Origin of the sequence: Allobosea sp. LjRoot9 (assembly GCF_964252745.1) — a bacterium.
In the GTDB taxonomy this organism is placed as follows: domain Bacteria; phylum Pseudomonadota; class Alphaproteobacteria; order Rhizobiales; family Beijerinckiaceae; genus Allobosea.
In genome coordinates this window covers 258,792-273,616 of record NZ_CAXUPC020000003.1, presented here as the reverse complement: position 1 = coordinate 273,616, position 14,825 = coordinate 258,792, and the positions used below count along the sequence as shown (strand labels likewise).

13 protein-coding genes and 1 tRNA gene are annotated in these 14,825 nt (G+C 66.2%); 12 read left to right on the top strand and 2 right to left on the bottom strand.

The window, feature by feature from the left end:
* Positions 1-79: 79 nt before the first annotated feature.
* From ACSQ3P_RS15780 to hisE, 3 genes are all read left to right on the top strand, one after another.
* Entirely contained in the window at positions 80-1,300 is a 1,221-nt protein-coding gene (locus ACSQ3P_RS15780; RefSeq protein ID WP_436166491.1) for a divergent polysaccharide deacetylase family protein, read from the top strand.
* Positions 1,297-1,806 carry an RNA pyrophosphohydrolase gene (locus tag ACSQ3P_RS15775; RefSeq protein WP_436166490.1) on the top strand — a complete coding sequence of 170 codons (510 nt, stop codon included), beginning with the start codon at positions 1,297-1,299 and terminating at the stop codon, positions 1,804-1,806. The genes ACSQ3P_RS15780 and ACSQ3P_RS15775 overlap by 4 nt, the downstream gene beginning before the upstream one ends.
* A 230-nt stretch (positions 1,807-2,036) precedes the next feature.
* Positions 2,037-2,387 carry a phosphoribosyl-ATP diphosphatase gene (hisE, locus tag ACSQ3P_RS15770; protein WP_092168040.1) on the top strand — a complete coding sequence of 117 codons (351 nt, stop codon included), beginning with the start codon at positions 2,037-2,039 and terminating at the stop codon, positions 2,385-2,387.
* Between the two features lie 159 nt (positions 2,388-2,546).
* Here hisE and ACSQ3P_RS15765 read toward each other — a convergent pair whose 3' ends face one another.
* Positions 2,547-3,323, bottom strand: coding sequence for an SDR family oxidoreductase (locus tag ACSQ3P_RS15765; RefSeq protein ID WP_436166489.1), 777 nt, complete (start codon positions 3,321-3,323; stop codon positions 2,547-2,549).
* 37 nt (positions 3,324-3,360) lie between these two features.
* Positions 3,361-4,140: a GntR family transcriptional regulator gene (locus ACSQ3P_RS15760; protein ID WP_436166488.1), complete on the bottom strand. Its 780-nt coding sequence runs from the start codon at positions 4,138-4,140 to the stop codon at positions 3,361-3,363.
* A gap of 118 nt (positions 4,141-4,258) precedes the next feature.
* Between ACSQ3P_RS15760 and ACSQ3P_RS15755 the strand changes: the two genes are divergently transcribed.
* The 9 genes from ACSQ3P_RS15755 (at position 4,259) to ACSQ3P_RS15715 (ending at position 14,750) form a co-directional block, all read left to right on the top strand.
* Positions 4,259-5,524: an ABC transporter substrate-binding protein gene (locus tag ACSQ3P_RS15755; RefSeq protein ID WP_436166487.1), complete on the top strand. Its 1,266-nt coding sequence runs from the start codon at positions 4,259-4,261 to the stop codon at positions 5,522-5,524.
* A gap of 164 nt (positions 5,525-5,688) precedes the next feature.
* Positions 5,689-6,564: a branched-chain amino acid ABC transporter permease gene (locus ACSQ3P_RS15750; protein ID WP_310147140.1), complete on the top strand. Its 876-nt coding sequence runs from the start codon at positions 5,689-5,691 to the stop codon at positions 6,562-6,564.
* Between the two features lie 8 nt (positions 6,565-6,572).
* The gene (locus tag ACSQ3P_RS15745) at positions 6,573-9,098 is read left to right on the top strand and encodes a branched-chain amino acid ABC transporter ATP-binding protein/permease (RefSeq protein WP_436166486.1); all 2,526 of its coding nucleotides are present in this window, start codon (positions 6,573-6,575) and stop codon (positions 9,096-9,098) included.
* A 205-nt stretch (positions 9,099-9,303) separates the two neighbouring features.
* Positions 9,304-10,245 carry a 3-hydroxyacyl-CoA dehydrogenase gene (locus ACSQ3P_RS15740; protein WP_436166485.1) on the top strand — a complete coding sequence of 314 codons (942 nt, stop codon included), beginning with the start codon at positions 9,304-9,306 and terminating at the stop codon, positions 10,243-10,245.
* Positions 10,246-10,288: 43 nt separating this feature from the next.
* Positions 10,289-11,221: a 3-keto-5-aminohexanoate cleavage protein gene (locus tag ACSQ3P_RS15735; RefSeq protein ID WP_436166484.1), complete on the top strand. Its 933-nt coding sequence runs from the start codon at positions 10,289-10,291 to the stop codon at positions 11,219-11,221.
* Positions 11,222-11,474: 253 nt separating this feature from the next.
* Positions 11,475-11,551 (top strand) — tRNA-Arg (locus ACSQ3P_RS15730).
* 357 nt (positions 11,552-11,908) lie between these two features.
* A complete protein-coding gene (locus ACSQ3P_RS15725; RefSeq protein ID WP_436166483.1) occupies positions 11,909-12,559 on the top strand; it encodes a GntR family transcriptional regulator in 651 nt (216 codons plus the stop codon).
* Positions 12,559-13,545 (top strand): alpha/beta hydrolase fold domain-containing protein, encoded by a 987-nt coding sequence (locus tag ACSQ3P_RS15720; protein ID WP_436166482.1) that lies wholly within the window; start codon positions 12,559-12,561, stop codon positions 13,543-13,545. Before ACSQ3P_RS15725 ends, ACSQ3P_RS15720 begins: the two co-directional genes overlap by 1 nt.
* Complete coding sequence (locus ACSQ3P_RS15715; RefSeq protein WP_436166481.1) at positions 13,518-14,750, top strand: extracellular solute-binding protein; 1,233 nt, start codon at positions 13,518-13,520, stop codon at positions 14,748-14,750. The genes ACSQ3P_RS15720 and ACSQ3P_RS15715 overlap by 28 nt, the downstream gene beginning before the upstream one ends.
* Positions 14,751-14,825: the final 75 nt, after the last annotated feature.

Here is a 14,825-nt window from a genome sequence, read left to right as displayed (position 1 = left end):
CTGCCGGGAACCGGACCCGCTCTCGGGGACCAGCATGCTTGCTTCAGGTCTTTGCTCTCTTAGCTGAGGACGGCTGCCCTTGGCCGGAACGCCGCTCACCGAGCTCAATCGGCCGCTTGGCCAGAATCGCCCCGCGCCTCATGGCAAACCATGGGGCCTTTGGCTTGCCCTGGGCGCGAGCGGCGCTGTCGGCCTTGCGGTCGCCGCCCTCCTCTTCCTCGTCGCGACGCGCCGCGATCCCGATGGCGGCCAACCAATGGCGACGGCGCTGATCGAAAAACGTAGCCCCCAATCGCAAGCCACATCGCCAACGCCAACGCCGGCGGCCTCCACCCCGGAAGCCCGAACCCAGGCCAACGCCAGCCAGCTCGAAACCGAAGCCGGCGTGACCGTGGTGCGCCCGGGTGCGGGCGCGGAAGCGCCTGGCTCGATCGTCATCACCATTCCCGACAGCGCCGCGACGATAAAGCTCGCCTCCTCCCCCGACAGCCGGCTGGTCGAGCGCACGCGCCACGGCTTGCTGCCAAAGACCGGCCCCGACGGGACGACGCCCGCCCAGATCTATGCCCGCCCGCTCGGACCGCAGCCCGCGACCAAGCCGGCAGGGCGGATAGCCCTCCTCGTCGGCGGCCTCGGCATCAGCCAGAGTGGCACCGCGGACGCCATCGCAAAGCTGCCGGGAGCGGTGTCGCTGGCCTTCGCGCCCTATGGTCCGGAGCTGGAGCGCACCGTCCAGCGCGCACGCGGCGAGGGCCACGAGATCTTCCTCCAGGTGCCGATGGAGCCGTTCGACTATCCCGACAATGACCCTGGCCCGCAGACCCTGCTGACCGGCCCGAAGGCGGCTGAGAATATCGACCGGCTGCAATGGGTGCTCGGGCGCTTCACCGGCTATGTCGGCATCGTCAATTTCCTCGGCGGGCGCCTGACGGCGGACGACGCCGCGCTCTCGCCGATCCTGCGCGAGATCTCCGGGCGCGGGCTCATCGTCGTCGATGACGGCTCCTCCTCGCGCAGCCTGCTCGCGACCTCGGCCGCGCGCGCCCAGATCCCGGCGATGAAGGTCGATCGCGTCATCGACACGGTTGCCCGAGCCGATGCGATCGACAAGGAACTCGCCATGCTGGAAACGCTGGCGCGCGAGCAGGGCATCGTCATCGCCTCGGCGAGCGCCCTGCCCGTCTCGATCGAGCGGATCGCGCGTTGGGCCCAGTCGCTCGAGGCCAAGGGCATCCTCGTCGTGCCGGTCAGCGCGGCGCGCGGCTTCCGAAACCCGTCCTCGACAGGCTCTCTGCGATGATCGCTTACCCGCCCAAGGGCTATCGCCCCTGCGTCGGCCTCGCGCTGTTCAATGCGCAGGGCCTCGTCTTCATCGGCCGACGCGCCAATCGCAGCCTGCGCGAGCATGTCGCGGAAGGCCATGAATGGCAGATGCCGCAAGGCGGCATCGATGCGGGCGAGACGCCGCTCCAGGCGGCGAGGCGTGAGTTACAGGAGGAGACCAACGTCACCTCCGCGACCCTGCTCACTGAGGCGCCCGGCTGGCTCAGCTACGACCTGCCTGTCGATATCGGCAAGGAGGCCTGGAGGGGGCGCTGGCGCGGTCAGGCACAGAAATGGTTCGCCTTCCGCCTCGACGGCTCTGATGACGAGATCAACACGCTCACCCCCGCCGGCGGCCACAAGGCCGAGTTCGATGCCTGGCGCTGGGAGAAGCTGGAGCGGACGCCTGCCTTGATCATCCCCTTCAAGCGCGAGGTCTATCTCCAGGTCGCGACATTGTTTGCGCCTTTCGCCAAACCTTAGAGCATCGGCCTGAAAAGTGGAATCCGATTTTTAGAAGAAGTCGATGCAAATTCAAAGAGTTACAGCATCGGACCGATGCTGTAACCGCTGCGCTTCCAGCGCAATACCCGCCAATTCTCCTTCCCCTTGGGCATATCCGCGTTAAATTGAGCCGACGAATGATTCGCCTGTCGAGCCTATCCCGGCACGGCTGTCATGAAACCCACATGCGGCGGGGTGACGCTCTAGGAATGGTTGATTCGGTCAGCAGATTGCACGCCGCCGTCCTCGCAGCACGTTCGCGCGATCCCGCCTTTTCGCGCACCGCCAAGCTGCTCGGCGAAGGCATGCCGAAAATGGCCAAGAAGGTCGCCGAGGAGGCCGTCGAGGTCGGGCTCGAAGCCGTGCAGGGCGACCGCCGCCGCACCATCCTCGAAAGCGCTGACCTGATCTATAATCTGGTGGTGCTCTGGAGCGAGATCGGCATCGCGCCCGATGATGTCTGGCGCGAGATCGACCGCCGCGAGCAGCTCTACGGCATCGCCGAGAAGCTGCCGAAGGGCCGCCCGATCAAGCTCGCCCAGCCAATCGACGCGGGCTGACGGCCGATAGGCTGTCCCTTTTCCGTTATCCCGGACGCGCCAAAGCGGAGATCCGGAATCCATTCTGGAACGCCGGAGCCCTTCGATGGATTCCAGATCGGCGCCGCTGACGCGGCTTGTCCGGAATAACGCGAGGCTATTGCGTCAGAACGCCTTCCGTCAGCTCAGCATGCGCGTGTCGCCGCAGACGGAAATCTCCTGGCCCGAGATCGTCTTGCCGAAGGGCGAGGCCAGGAAGACGATCTGCTTGGCGATGTCGTTTGGATCGACGAAGCGCTTGATCGAGACGCCGGCAAAGAGCCGCGCCGCCATCTCCTCATGCGAGATGTTCATGCTGCGCGCCTTGTTTGCGATGACGCTCTGGATGCGCGCGCCGTCGACCAGCCCCGGGCAGATCGCGTTCGCCCTGATGCCGAACTCGCCGAGTTCGGCGGCCAGCGCCTTGGTGAAGCCGATCACCCCCCATTTCGCCGCCGCATAGGGCGAGCGCAAGGGAAAGCCGTGCTTCCCCGCCTGGCTCGACAGATTGACGATGCTGGCGTTGGCGGATTGCTTGAGATGCTCCACCGCAAGCCGCGTGCAGTTGAACTGGCCGGTCAGGTCGATGGCGACGCAAGCGTCCCAATCCGCCGGGTCGATCTCGTCGACGCGGCCCGTCGGCCCAGCGATGCCGGCATTGTTGACCAGGCAGTCGAGCCCGCCCAACGCCGCGAGCGCCTCCTCGAACAGCCCGCCCACGGCCTTGCGGTCGGAGACGTCGCAGACCGATTGCGTGATCGCCGGGTCACTCTGCGCCATCGCGGCCAGCGCTTCACGATCGACGTCGCAGATATGCACCTTCGCCCCCTCGGCTGCGAAGGCGCGCGCCGTCGCGCGCCCGATGCCGCCCGCGCCGGCGGTGACGAGCACGCGCAAGCCCTCGATCTGCAAATCCATGACGCTCTCTCCCTGTGCTGCGGGCTCGCTGGCGGAATCAATCCGATTCCCCGAGCTGCCCTGTCTGTTCGATATGTGCCGCCGCCGCGCCGATATCGGCTTCCAGCGCCGCTCGCGCCGCTGCGGCATCACCGCGCCGCAGGGCCACGAGCAGTTTCTCATGCTCCTGCATGGCGCGGCCGCCCTTGAGCCGGCGCGGCTCGTGGCGCATGTCGAGATTGAGGATCGGTCCGGCCTTGAGCCAGAGCCGCTCGATCATCTCGACCAGGCTCGGCATGCCGGCCGCCTCGTAAAGGGCGAAATGCAGGTCGCGATTGGCCGCGACAGCGCCGGCCGGGTCCGGCGCCTCGGCGCTCGCAGCCTGCCGGAAGGCGGCCTCATGCGCCGCGATCCGGGCGAGCTGATCCGGGGTCGCCTTGCGCGCCGCCTCCTCGGCGGCGAAGCCCTCGACGACCAGCCGCAGCCGCGTCAGCTCCCGGAACTGTGCCAGCGTCAGCACCGGCACGCGCACCGCCCGCCCCGGTAGCACCTCGAGCGCCCCGTCGGCGGCAAGCCGGCTGACCGCCTCGCGCACCGGCATCATCGAGACGCCGAGCGCCTCCGCGACGCGGCGCAGAGACAACTTCTCACCCGGCGCGAGCCGACCTGCGACCAAGAGCGCGCGCAATTCGGCGGTGACCCGCTCGCCCAGGGTCTCGCGCGCCAGCGCGCCGACCTCCTCCAGCGCCCAGGCATCGCGCGGCATCTCCGCTGCGCCGGGCGCATCCTCGGCTGCTGCAGCGACAGGAACGGGTGAGGGCTGGACATGGCCAATCATGTCTGCCAACCTAACTGTGATCACAGATCACGACAAGCGGCTCCAAGACCGCGACTTCAAAAAGACCACGGGTCGACAATCCAGCGCAAAGCGCGGAACCGTTCTGGGAGGAACGCCTATGACAGATCGACAGCCATCGAAAATCCGCGTCTCACGCCGCCAGGCGCTGGTCGGCATCAGTGCGGGCGCAGCCACCGGGCTGATCGCCAGCCCCTCGCTGATCCTGGCGCAGACGCCCGACGCCATCCGCTACGGGCATCTGACGCCGCGCACCGGCTTCCTCGGCCCGCTCGGAGAGTACGGCGTGATGGCCGTCGATCTCGCAGTCGAAGAGATCAACGCGGCCGGCGGCGTCAACGGGCGCAAGCTCGAGGCGCTGAAGGAGGATTCGGTCAATCCGCAGACCGCTTCGACCAAGGCCGAGCGCATGATCGAGCGCGACAAGGTCGCCTGCATCCTCGGCGAGATTTCCTCGGCCTCCTGCCTGACGATCTCGCAGGTCGCGTCCCGCAACAAGACGCTCTTCGTCAACACCGGCGGCAATTCCGACGCGCTGCGCGGCGAAAGCTGCAACCGCTACATGTTCCATGTCGAGCATCAGAACTCGATGTATGTGAAGAGCTGCGGCCGCTCGCTGATGGCCCAAGGGCTGGTCAAGGGCAAGAAGTGGTTCTCGCTGACCGCCGACTACGCCTTCGGCCATGACCTGCTCAAGGTCGCCAAGCGCTTCATGGAGGCCAATGGCGGCCAGTTCGCCGCCGACAAGCTGGTGCCGACCGACGCGACCGACTTCTCGGCGCTGCTGATCGAGATCCGCGCCGCCAAGCCCGATCTGGTGATCTCCAACCTCGCCGGCAACCAGATCACCAATTTCCTGAAGCAGTATTCCGAGTTCGGACTGACCTTCCCGGTCGCCGGCTTCGGCTTCGACACGGCGCTTGCCTGGGCCGCGGGCAAGGACAATTTCGGCGGCGTCTGGCCCTGCGTCTGGCATCACCTGATCGACACACCCGAGACCAAGAAATTCGTCGCGGCCTTCACCAAGAAATACGGCAAGCCGCCGGAGAACCAAGCCTGGGGCGACTACATGGCCGTGAAGATCATGGCCCAGTCGATGAACGAGCTGAAGAGCACGGACACCGCAAAGATCCTCGAATATTGGGAGAAGGGCGCGAAGTTCGACGTGATGAAGACGCGGCCCGGCTATTTCCGCGCCTCCGACCACCAGCTCATGAGCGAGATGTACACGATCACCGCTCTGCCGGCGGCGCAGGTGAAGAACCAGTGGGACCTCTTCACCTCATCGCCGCCGGTCCCCGGCCCGAGCGAGGATCTCGAAGTCATCGCCACCCAGGGCGACGAGGCCATCTGCAAGATGAGCTGAGAACGCTCCGTCTTTGCCAAATCCGCGCCGTCGTCCCGGACAAGCGGCGAAGCCGCGCCGATCCGGGACCCATGCCTGAACCGTTCCGGCATGGATCCCGGGTCTCCCTTCGGTCGCCCGGGATGACCGCGCGGTAGATTGATCGAAACTGCAAAGGCTCTCCCTTGCTCACCCTCTTCATCCAGCAGGTACTGAACGGGCTGCTCGACGGGGTCTATTACCTCCTGATCGCGCTTGGCCTGTCGCTGATCTTCTCGCTCGGCGGCATCGTCAATCTGGCCCACGGCGCCTTCTATGCCATCGGCGCCTATCTCACGATCGTGCTCGCGCCCCATATCGGCTTCGGCGGCGCGATCATCGCCTCGCCGCTGCTGGTGGCGCTGATCGGCATCGTCGTCGAGCGCGGCCTGTTCCAGCGCTTCTACCGATCGGACCCGATCCTCTCGCTGCTCCTGACCTTCGGCCTCGCCATGGTGGCCGAGCAGTCGCTGCGCATGATTTTTGGCGCGCCGCCGCTCTCCTTCTCGATTCCTACCGCATTGCGCGGCCAGATCTTCTTGGGCGAGTTTATCTATTCCCGCTACCGCGCCTTGCTCTTGCTGATTGCGGCAGCCTGCGTGCTCGGCCTCTGGTTCCTGCTCCAGCGCACCGCCTTTGGCCGCGTCGTGCGCGCCGGCGTGCAGAACCCCGACATGGTCGGCGCGCTCGGCATCTCGCTGCAGCCCTATATGGTCGCGGTCGCCGGCCTCGGCATCGGGCTGGCGGGGCTCGCCGGCGTCTTGCTGGCACCGATCTATTCGATCCACCCGGCCATGGGCCAGGAGATCATCACGCCTGCCTTCGTCGTCGTCGTCATCGGCGGCTTGGGTTCCTTCTGGGGCGTCGTGGTGGCCGCGCTGATGGTCGGCTTGGTCAAGGGCATCACCATCGGGCTCGGCTACACGCAATGGTCGACCGCCGTGATCTATCTGATGATGCTGCTCGTCCTGCTGTTCAGGCCCCGCGGCCTGTTCGGCGAACGCATCCAGCGCTTCGAGTGAGGGACGCCATGACACCCTCCCGGCACGACTATGCCCCGCTCCTGATCGCGGCAGCAGGCCTCCTCGCCTTGCCCTCCCTGATGCATGCGATCGGGCTCGGCACCACCTCGGCAACCGAGATCGTCGTCTTTGCCATCGCCTGCATGGCGCTGAACATCCTGGTCGGCACGACCGGGCTCGTCTCCTTCGGCCATGGCGCCTGGTTCGGGCTTGCCGCCTATGCCGCAGGATTGGTGCAGCGCAACTGGTTCCCCGGCCAGTTCGCCTTGCCGATCCTGCTCGCGGTCGCCTTTGTGGCGCTCATCGCCTTCGCCTTCGGGGCGCTGATCCTGCGTCGCAAGGGCGTGTATTTCTCGCTGCTGACGCTGGCGCTCGCCGCCATGACCTACTCCGTCGCCTTTCGCTGGACAGCGGTGACAGGCGGCGAGGATGGCCTGGGCGGTATCAAGCGCCCACTCTTCCTCGGCATCGATTTCGAGGCGGCCCTGCCCTTCTACATGCTCGTCGCCACCATCGGCATGGCGGTGGTCTTCGCGCTCTGGCGCTTCCAGCGCTCGCCGGTCGGCACCGTGCTTGTCGCGATCCGCGAGAACGAGCAGCGCGCCCGCTTCCTCGGCTATGCGACCGACCGCTACAAGCTTGCGGCCTTCACGCTCTCTGCCGGGCTGACCGGGCTTGCCGGCTCGCTCCTGCTGTTCAACAACCGCATGACCTCGGCCGACCCGATCTCGGTCGCCTTCTCCGGCGAATTGCTGGCCATGGTGGTCATCGGCGGCATGCGCTCCTTCCTCGGCCCGGCGCTGGGCGCGCTCTTCTTCGTCATCTTCCGCGACTATCTCTCGAGCGCGACCGAGAACTGGCTGTTCTGGTTCGGCCTGCTCTTCGTCGCCTTCATCGTCTTCTCCCCGACCGGTCTCGTTGGCGTCGGAGAGCGCCTGCTGCGCCCCTTCCGCAAGCAGCCCGATGGCGACGCGGCGATGTCGGCCCGCCAGGCCGGCGCGGTGACGCTGCCGGCCTTCATGAAACCCGTCGACAGCGTCGATGGGCCGATCCTGCGCGCGACCGGCCTCGCCAAGAGCTTTGGCGGCATCAAGGCCGTCGAGGGCGTCGATATCACCATGCAGGACCGCCGCCTGCATGCGCTGATCGGCCCCAACGGCGCCGGCAAGACCACGGCCTTCAACCTGATCTCGGGTCTGTTCAAGCCCGATCGCGGCGAGGTCCGACTGCGCGAGCGCCAGATCGCCGGGCTCTCGCCCGAAGCGATCACGCAGGCCGGCATCGGGCGCGCCTTCCAGATCACCAACCTGTTCCCGACGCTCACAGTCGCCGAGAATGTTCGATTGGCCGTGCAGGCGCGCTCAGGCGAGCGTTTCGCGCCCTGGCGCTCTGCCGCCTCGCTGGCGCAGGTCAATGACGAGACCAGCCAGGTCATCGACACCATGGGCCTACGCGGCATCGAGAGCGCGGAAGCGGGCTCGCTCAGCTATGGCGGCCAGCGCCTGCTCGACATGTCGCTGGCGCTGGCGACCAAGCCGCGCGTGCTGCTGCTCGACGAGCCCCTGGCCGGCCTTGCCGCCGCCGAACGCGAACGCGTCGGCAATCTGATCAAGTCGATCTCGACCGATTTGCCCGTGCTGCTGGTCGAGCACGATATCGACCGCGTCTTCGCCATTGCCGACCATGTCACGGTCATGAACGAGGGCTCGGTTCTGGTCGACGGCACCGTCGAGGATGCGCGTTCATCGCCGCGCGTGCAGGAGGTCTATATCGGCTCGGGCGCCCATGCGCTCGCCGAAAAGCCGCGCGAGAGCGCCGCGCGCGAAGCCGTGCTGCTCGGGCTCGACGGCGTCGACACCTATTACGGCAAGAGCCATATCCTGCGGCAGGTCGCGCTCGACGTGCATGAGAACGAGATCGTCGCCTTGCTCGGCCGCAACGGCGCCGGCAAATCGACCCTGCTCAAGACCATCACCGGCATTGCCCCGCCCGCGGCCGGCACGATCACGCTCGCAGGCTCCGATATCGCCAGGCAACCGCCAGCCGTGATCGCGCGCGCCGGCATCGCCTATGTGCCGCAAGGACGCGGGCTTTTTGCCGGCATGAGCGTCAAGGACAATATGGAACTCGGCCGGCTCAAACGCTTGACCGGCAATGGTTCGCATTGGGACGACGACAAGATCTTCGCTTTCTTCCCGCGCATCAAGCAGCGCTGGCATTCGCCTGCCGATTACCTCTCAGGCGGCGAACAGCAGATGGTGGCGGTAGCGCGCGCGCTCTCCGGCGACACCCGCGTGCTGCTGTTGGACGAGCCCTTCGAGGGCCTGGCGCCGGCCGTCGTCGAGGAATTGTTCGAGGCCTTCGACAAGCTGAGACAGGAGATCGCGATCGTAATCGTCGACCATCATCTCGATCTCGCTTTGGCGTTGTCCGACCGCACCGTCGTGCTGGAGCGCGGCGCGGTCGTCCACACCGGCCCCTCGCGCGCCCTCAGCCAGGACCTGGCGCTGCGCCGGCAGGTGTTGTGGCTGTGATGATGGCGGCCACTCTCCCCCGTCATTCCGGGGCTTCGCGCAGCGAAGAGCCCGGAACCCATAACAATTGCAGATCCCGAATGAATCGCGGCCGTCGTCGCGCCTTGCCAACAACCACCTGCGGTTATGGGTTCCGGGCTCACGCCTGCGGCGTGCCCCAGAATGACGTGGTGGCTTCCCTACTTCCAAGCCTGGGTGTTTTCGCATGACAAAGATCGCCATCATCGGCTCCGGCCTGATCGGACGCGCCTGGGCCACCGTCTTCGCCAGCCACGGTTTCGAGGTCGCGCTGCATGACGTCGCGCCGGGCGCGGCCGATCAGGCCCGCACCCATATCGCGGCCAATCTCGAGGAGCTCGCCAGCCACGGCCTCGTCGACGATCCCAAGGGCTCGGCTGCCCGCATTCGCGTCGCCACCGGTCTCACTGACGCGCTGGCCGGCGCCGAACTCGTCCAGGAGAACGGGCCGGAGACGGTTGAGGCCAAGCAGGCGCTTTTCGCCGAGATGGACGCGCTCGCAGCGCCCTCGACCATCCTTGCCTCCTCGACCTCCTTCATCATGGCGTCCGTCTTCAGCGAAAACCTCGCGGGCCGCGCCCGCTGCCTCGTCGCCCATCCCGTCAACCCGCCCCATCTCGTGCCGATCGTCGAGCTGGCACCCGCGCCCTGGACCGATCCTGCGATCGTCGCCCGCGCCAAGGCGCTCTATGAGCAGGCCGGCCAGGTGCCGATCACGCTGCGCAAGGAGAAGCCCGGCTTCGTGCTGAACCGCCTCCAAGCCGTGCTGCTGGCGGAAGCCTTCCGCCTCGTCGGCGAGGGGGTGGCGAGCGCCGAGGATGTCGACAAGACGATCCGCGACGGGCTCGGCCTGCGCTGGTCCTTCATGGGGCCGTTCGAGACGATCGAGCTCAACGCGCCCGGCGGCATTCCCGACTATTGCACCCGCTATGCCGAGTCCCTGAATCGCATGGTCAAATCGTCCGAAGGCCTCGGCAATCCCTTCGGGGAGGACATTGTCGCCGAGGTCATGCGCGAATGGCCTGGCACGCAATCGCCCGATCGCGTCAAGCACCTGAGCGATTGGCGCGACACCCGACTTGCAGCCCTGCAGGCGCATAAGCGTGCCTCCACGCGCAAACCCTCCTGAGATCAAACAAAGATCGCCCCCAAGCCCGAAAGGACGAATCGCCATGGCGAAGAACCGCAAAGTCATCATCACCTGCGCGGTCACCGGCGCGATCCACACCCCCTCCATGTCGCCCTATCTGCCGGTGACCGCCGATGAGATCATCGATGCGGCGGTCGGTGCGGCCGAGGCCGGCGCGGCGCTGGTCCATCTCCATGCCCGCAACCCGGTGACCGGCCAACCCGACCAGTCGCCCGCAGCTTTCGAGCCTTTCCTGAAGGTCATCAAGCAGCGCTCGAACGCCGTCATCAACATCACGACCGGTGGCTCGCCGACCATGGGCATCGAGGAGCGGCTCGGCCCTTGCGCTTACTTCAAGCCCGAGGTCGCCTCGCTCAACATGGGCTCGATGAATTTCGGCCTCTACCCGATGCTGAACCGCTTCAAGGACTTCAAGCATGATTGGGAGCGACCCTATCTCGAAGGCTCGAAGGACCGCATCTTCAAGAACACCTTCCAGGACATCGAGAACATCCTGACCACCTGCGCGGAGAACGGCACGCGTTTCGAGATCGAGTGCTACGATATCGGCCATCTCTACACGCTGGCGCATTTCGTCGACAAAGGCCTGGTCAAGCCGCCCTTCTTCGTCCAGTCGGTCTTCGGCATCCTCGGCGGCATCGGCCCGCATCCCGAGGATGTCATCCATATGAAACGCACCGCAGACCGGCTCTTCGGCGACCAGTATCACTGGTCGGTGCTCGGCGCCGGCCGCCATCAATTGCCGATCGCGGCGATGGCGGTTTCGATGGGTGGAAACCTGCGCGTCGGCCTGGAGGATTCACTCTGGCTCGGGCCGGGACAGCTGGCGAAATCCAACGCCGACCAAGTCCGCGCCGCCCGCATGATCATCGAAGGCCTCGGCCTCGAGGTCGCGACACCTGAGGATGCCCGCGAGGAGCTGCAGCTCAAGGGCGCCGACAAGGTCAATTTCTGACGCGCTCTGACAGCCCGGTTCCGTGTTTGCAGAGCCCAACGGCGCTGCAAGCGGCCCGACGCGAAGGTGCAAAATCAAACGTGGCTCTTATCGCGGCTGCTCGCTCACCGCTTCTACAAGCGGGCAAGCCGCTGTTTCCGCCGGCCATCCACATCAGCTTGGCCGGCGCATCATTTCAGGGTTGCCAAGACGAACGAGAGCGGCTATCTCCGCGCCATCGGGTCGGCACGCCTCGCGCTGATCGCTCCGATACGCGCCCGTAGCTCAGCTGGATAGAGCATCAGACTACGAATCTGAGGGTCAGAGGTTCGAATCCTTTCGGGCGCGCCATTCTTTTCAAGGACTTAGCATCAGTCCTGGGATATACAGCGACGGCGTTAGATCTCGCTGTCCACATGCTGTTCAACTTGCAAGGCTTCTGCGCCCCGTTCGGCTTGAGCAACGTCGCAATGCGACTGTGAACAAAGTCGTTCGCCCACTCGAAGCTCTGCGAAGGATCGGCAAACTCGATCTCGCGCACCCAGGATAGTCTGCCGGGAAGGGAATCGTGTGGGAGCCGGCAAAGGGCCAGCGTTCCCGCCTTCGCCGGCTGAAGCCCGTTTCCGACCCGCGCAGCATGCCCCTCCCCGCTGACCTCGGCTTGCAGCTCGCTTGACATTGAAGACGCATTTATCATTATCGATATTGATGAACGCACCCCTTCCCAGTCTGATCCGAAGGCCACGCGATGTGGTCTACGAGTCGCTGAAGCGACAGATCATGATCAATGAGCTGCGCCCCGAGAGCGCTTTGACCGAACTCGGCATGGCGCGCGAGCATGGCTGCAGCCAAGGCACGATCCGCGAAGCCCTCTTCCGCCTGCAGGAGGACGGGCTCGTCACCCGCTCCGGCCATCGCGGCACCATGGTAACCCGGCTCGACCCCGAGGAGGCGGAGGAAATCCTGGCGTTGCGTCGCCGCATCGAACTCCGCGGCGCATTGCGGGCGGTCCAGCATGTCGATAGCGCCAATCTGGAGCGTCTGCAGGCCATCCAGACCGATATGGACGCAGCCGCCGCGGCCGGCGACGAATATGCCCTGATCGCGCTGGACATGGCTTTCCACCTGACCATCTTCCGGCTCTCAGGGCTGGACGCGCTCGAGCAGATCCTGACGCGCTGCACGCTGCATTCGCATCGCTCGAAGCTCTGGGCGCCGGGCCATCGCCGCCCGCTGGTCGAGACAGCCGCTCGCCACCGGGAGCTGTTTGCATTGCTTGAGGCCCGCGACGGTGAGGGCTTGTCGCGGGCGATCGCGGAGCACATCGACACCATCGTCCTGCGCGACGGAGACGCCTGATGCAGCCCTGGATCGATCCACAGATGCAGGCGATTCTGGAGCGCATGCGCGCCGGTCCGGCCTTCGATTTCCGCGCCGCACCGATCGCCGAGGCGCGCGCGACCGTCGATGCCGCGTCACGACCTTGGAGCGAAGGCGCTCCAGCCATCCCGGCACGCGTTCTTGCCATCCCCGGCCCCGGCGGCACGATGCGCGCGAGGCTTTACCAACCCGAAGCCGCGCCGGTGTCCGCCGTCATCGTCTATGCCCATGGCGGCGGCTGGACCTTCGGCTCGATCGAGACCCACGACGGCACCATGCGCCATCTCGCAGTGGAAGCAGGCTGCGCTGTCCTCGGCGTCGATTACAGGCTCGCGCCCGAACACCCCTTCCCCGCGCCGCTCGACGATCTCATGGCCGCCATCGCCTTCGTGGAGCAAGGCGGCCTGGGCGAAGCCATTCCCGCCGGCGCAATCGCCGTGGCAGGCGATTCCGCCGGCGCCAATCTGGCGCTTGCGGCGCTGTTGCGCCGGCGCGACGAAGGCCTGCCGGCGCTCTCGGCCGCAGCGCTGTTCTATGGCTGCTACGAGCCCGATTTCTCGACACCGAGCCATGCGGCCTTTGGCGGCGGCGACTACCTGCTCACCAGCGCGAACATGCGCTGGTACTGGAGCAATTTTCTCGGCGGCGAACCCGATGGCACGGCGAGCCTCGCAGCGCCCGTCCGGTCGAATCTCGCGGGCCTGCCGCCGCTCTATCTCAGCGCCGCGGGGCTCGATCCGCTGCGCGACGACACGATCGTGCTGGCGCGGCGCCTCAGCGAAGCCGGGGTGCCCTTCCGTTTCGACCATGTTCCCGGCGTCGTGCATGGCTGCCTGCGCATGAGCCGGGAACTCACTGGGGCGGCCGCCATGCTCACGGCCGGCGGCCGATACCTTGCCGACCACCTCAACGATAAAAAAACCGGAGGAAACCAACCATGGAACGCAGGACTTTCATCAAGTTAGCGGGCGCAAGCGCACTGTCCATCCCGCTTACCGCCCCTCTCGCCCGCCCTGCCATCGCTCAAGGCGCGACGACCGTGCGCTGGTGGTATCATTTCGACAATCCGCAGCATTCGCCGGCTGAACTCGTCGCCAAGTTCGAAGCCGAGAATCCTGGCATCAAGGTTCAGGCGGAGAGCATTCCCTGGGGCGGCGGCAACGACTACCAGACCCGCCTCTTCGCTGCGCTCGTCGCAGGCAACGGTCCCGATTGCGCCATGGTCCGCCTGTCCTGGGCCGCGCGCTTCCAGCAGATGAAGGCGCTTGCCCCGATCGACGACCTGATCGCCGGCTGGGCTGGACGCAGCGACATCGCCGACAACATCTGGAGGCTCAACAAGGGCGCCGACGGCAAGCAATATTACCTGCCGCTGCAATATGTCGTGCTCTATCTCTACTACCGGCAGGATCTGTTCGAGCAGGCGGGCCTGAAACCGCCCGCGACCTTCGAGGATTTCCGTAGCGCGGCCAAGGCGCTGACCAAGGCCGACCTCTCTGGCTTCGGCCTGCGCGGCGGCGCCGGCGGGTTCGACCATTGGGGGCCGTTCGTGCTCGGCGGCGGCGCCAGCTTCGAAAAGGGCGGCATGCTCAGCGAGAAAGCGCTCACGGCCAATCGCTGGTTCGTCGATCTCACGCTCAAGGACAAGGTGGTGCCTGCCTCGGCGCCGACCGACAGCTTCCGCCAGATCGTCGATACCTTCAAAGCCGGCCGCACTGCCATGACCATCCACCATGTCGGCTCGGCGAACGAAATCGTCGGCGTGCTTGGCGACAAGGTCTCGGCCGTGCCGGTGCCGCGTGGCCCGGACGGCAAGGGCTGGACCTATTTCGGCGATGAATCCAACGCCGTCTTCGCGGCCAGCAAGGCGCGCGAGGCCGCCTTCAAATGGTGCGCCTTCCTCTCCACCGCGGAGAACAACGTGGTGCTCAACAAATTCACCGGACAGTTGCCGATCGCGTCCTCGGCGGCAAAGGACTGGACGCTGCACCCCAAACGTTTCGTCGAGGCGAGCGCCGCCTCGCTGCCGATCGCAGCCTCGCTGCCCGATTCGCCCAAGACGCCGGACTTCATCGCCAGGATCTGGCCGGCCAACATGCAAAGAGCGCTGCTCGGTCAGATCCAGCCCGACGAGATGATGCGCGCCATCGAGCAGCATTTCCATGGTTGACGGGACTGGCGGCGGCCGGACGGCCAGCCCCCGCCCCTTGCCCTCGTTTCGACAGGCTCGCATCGTGGCTTCGCT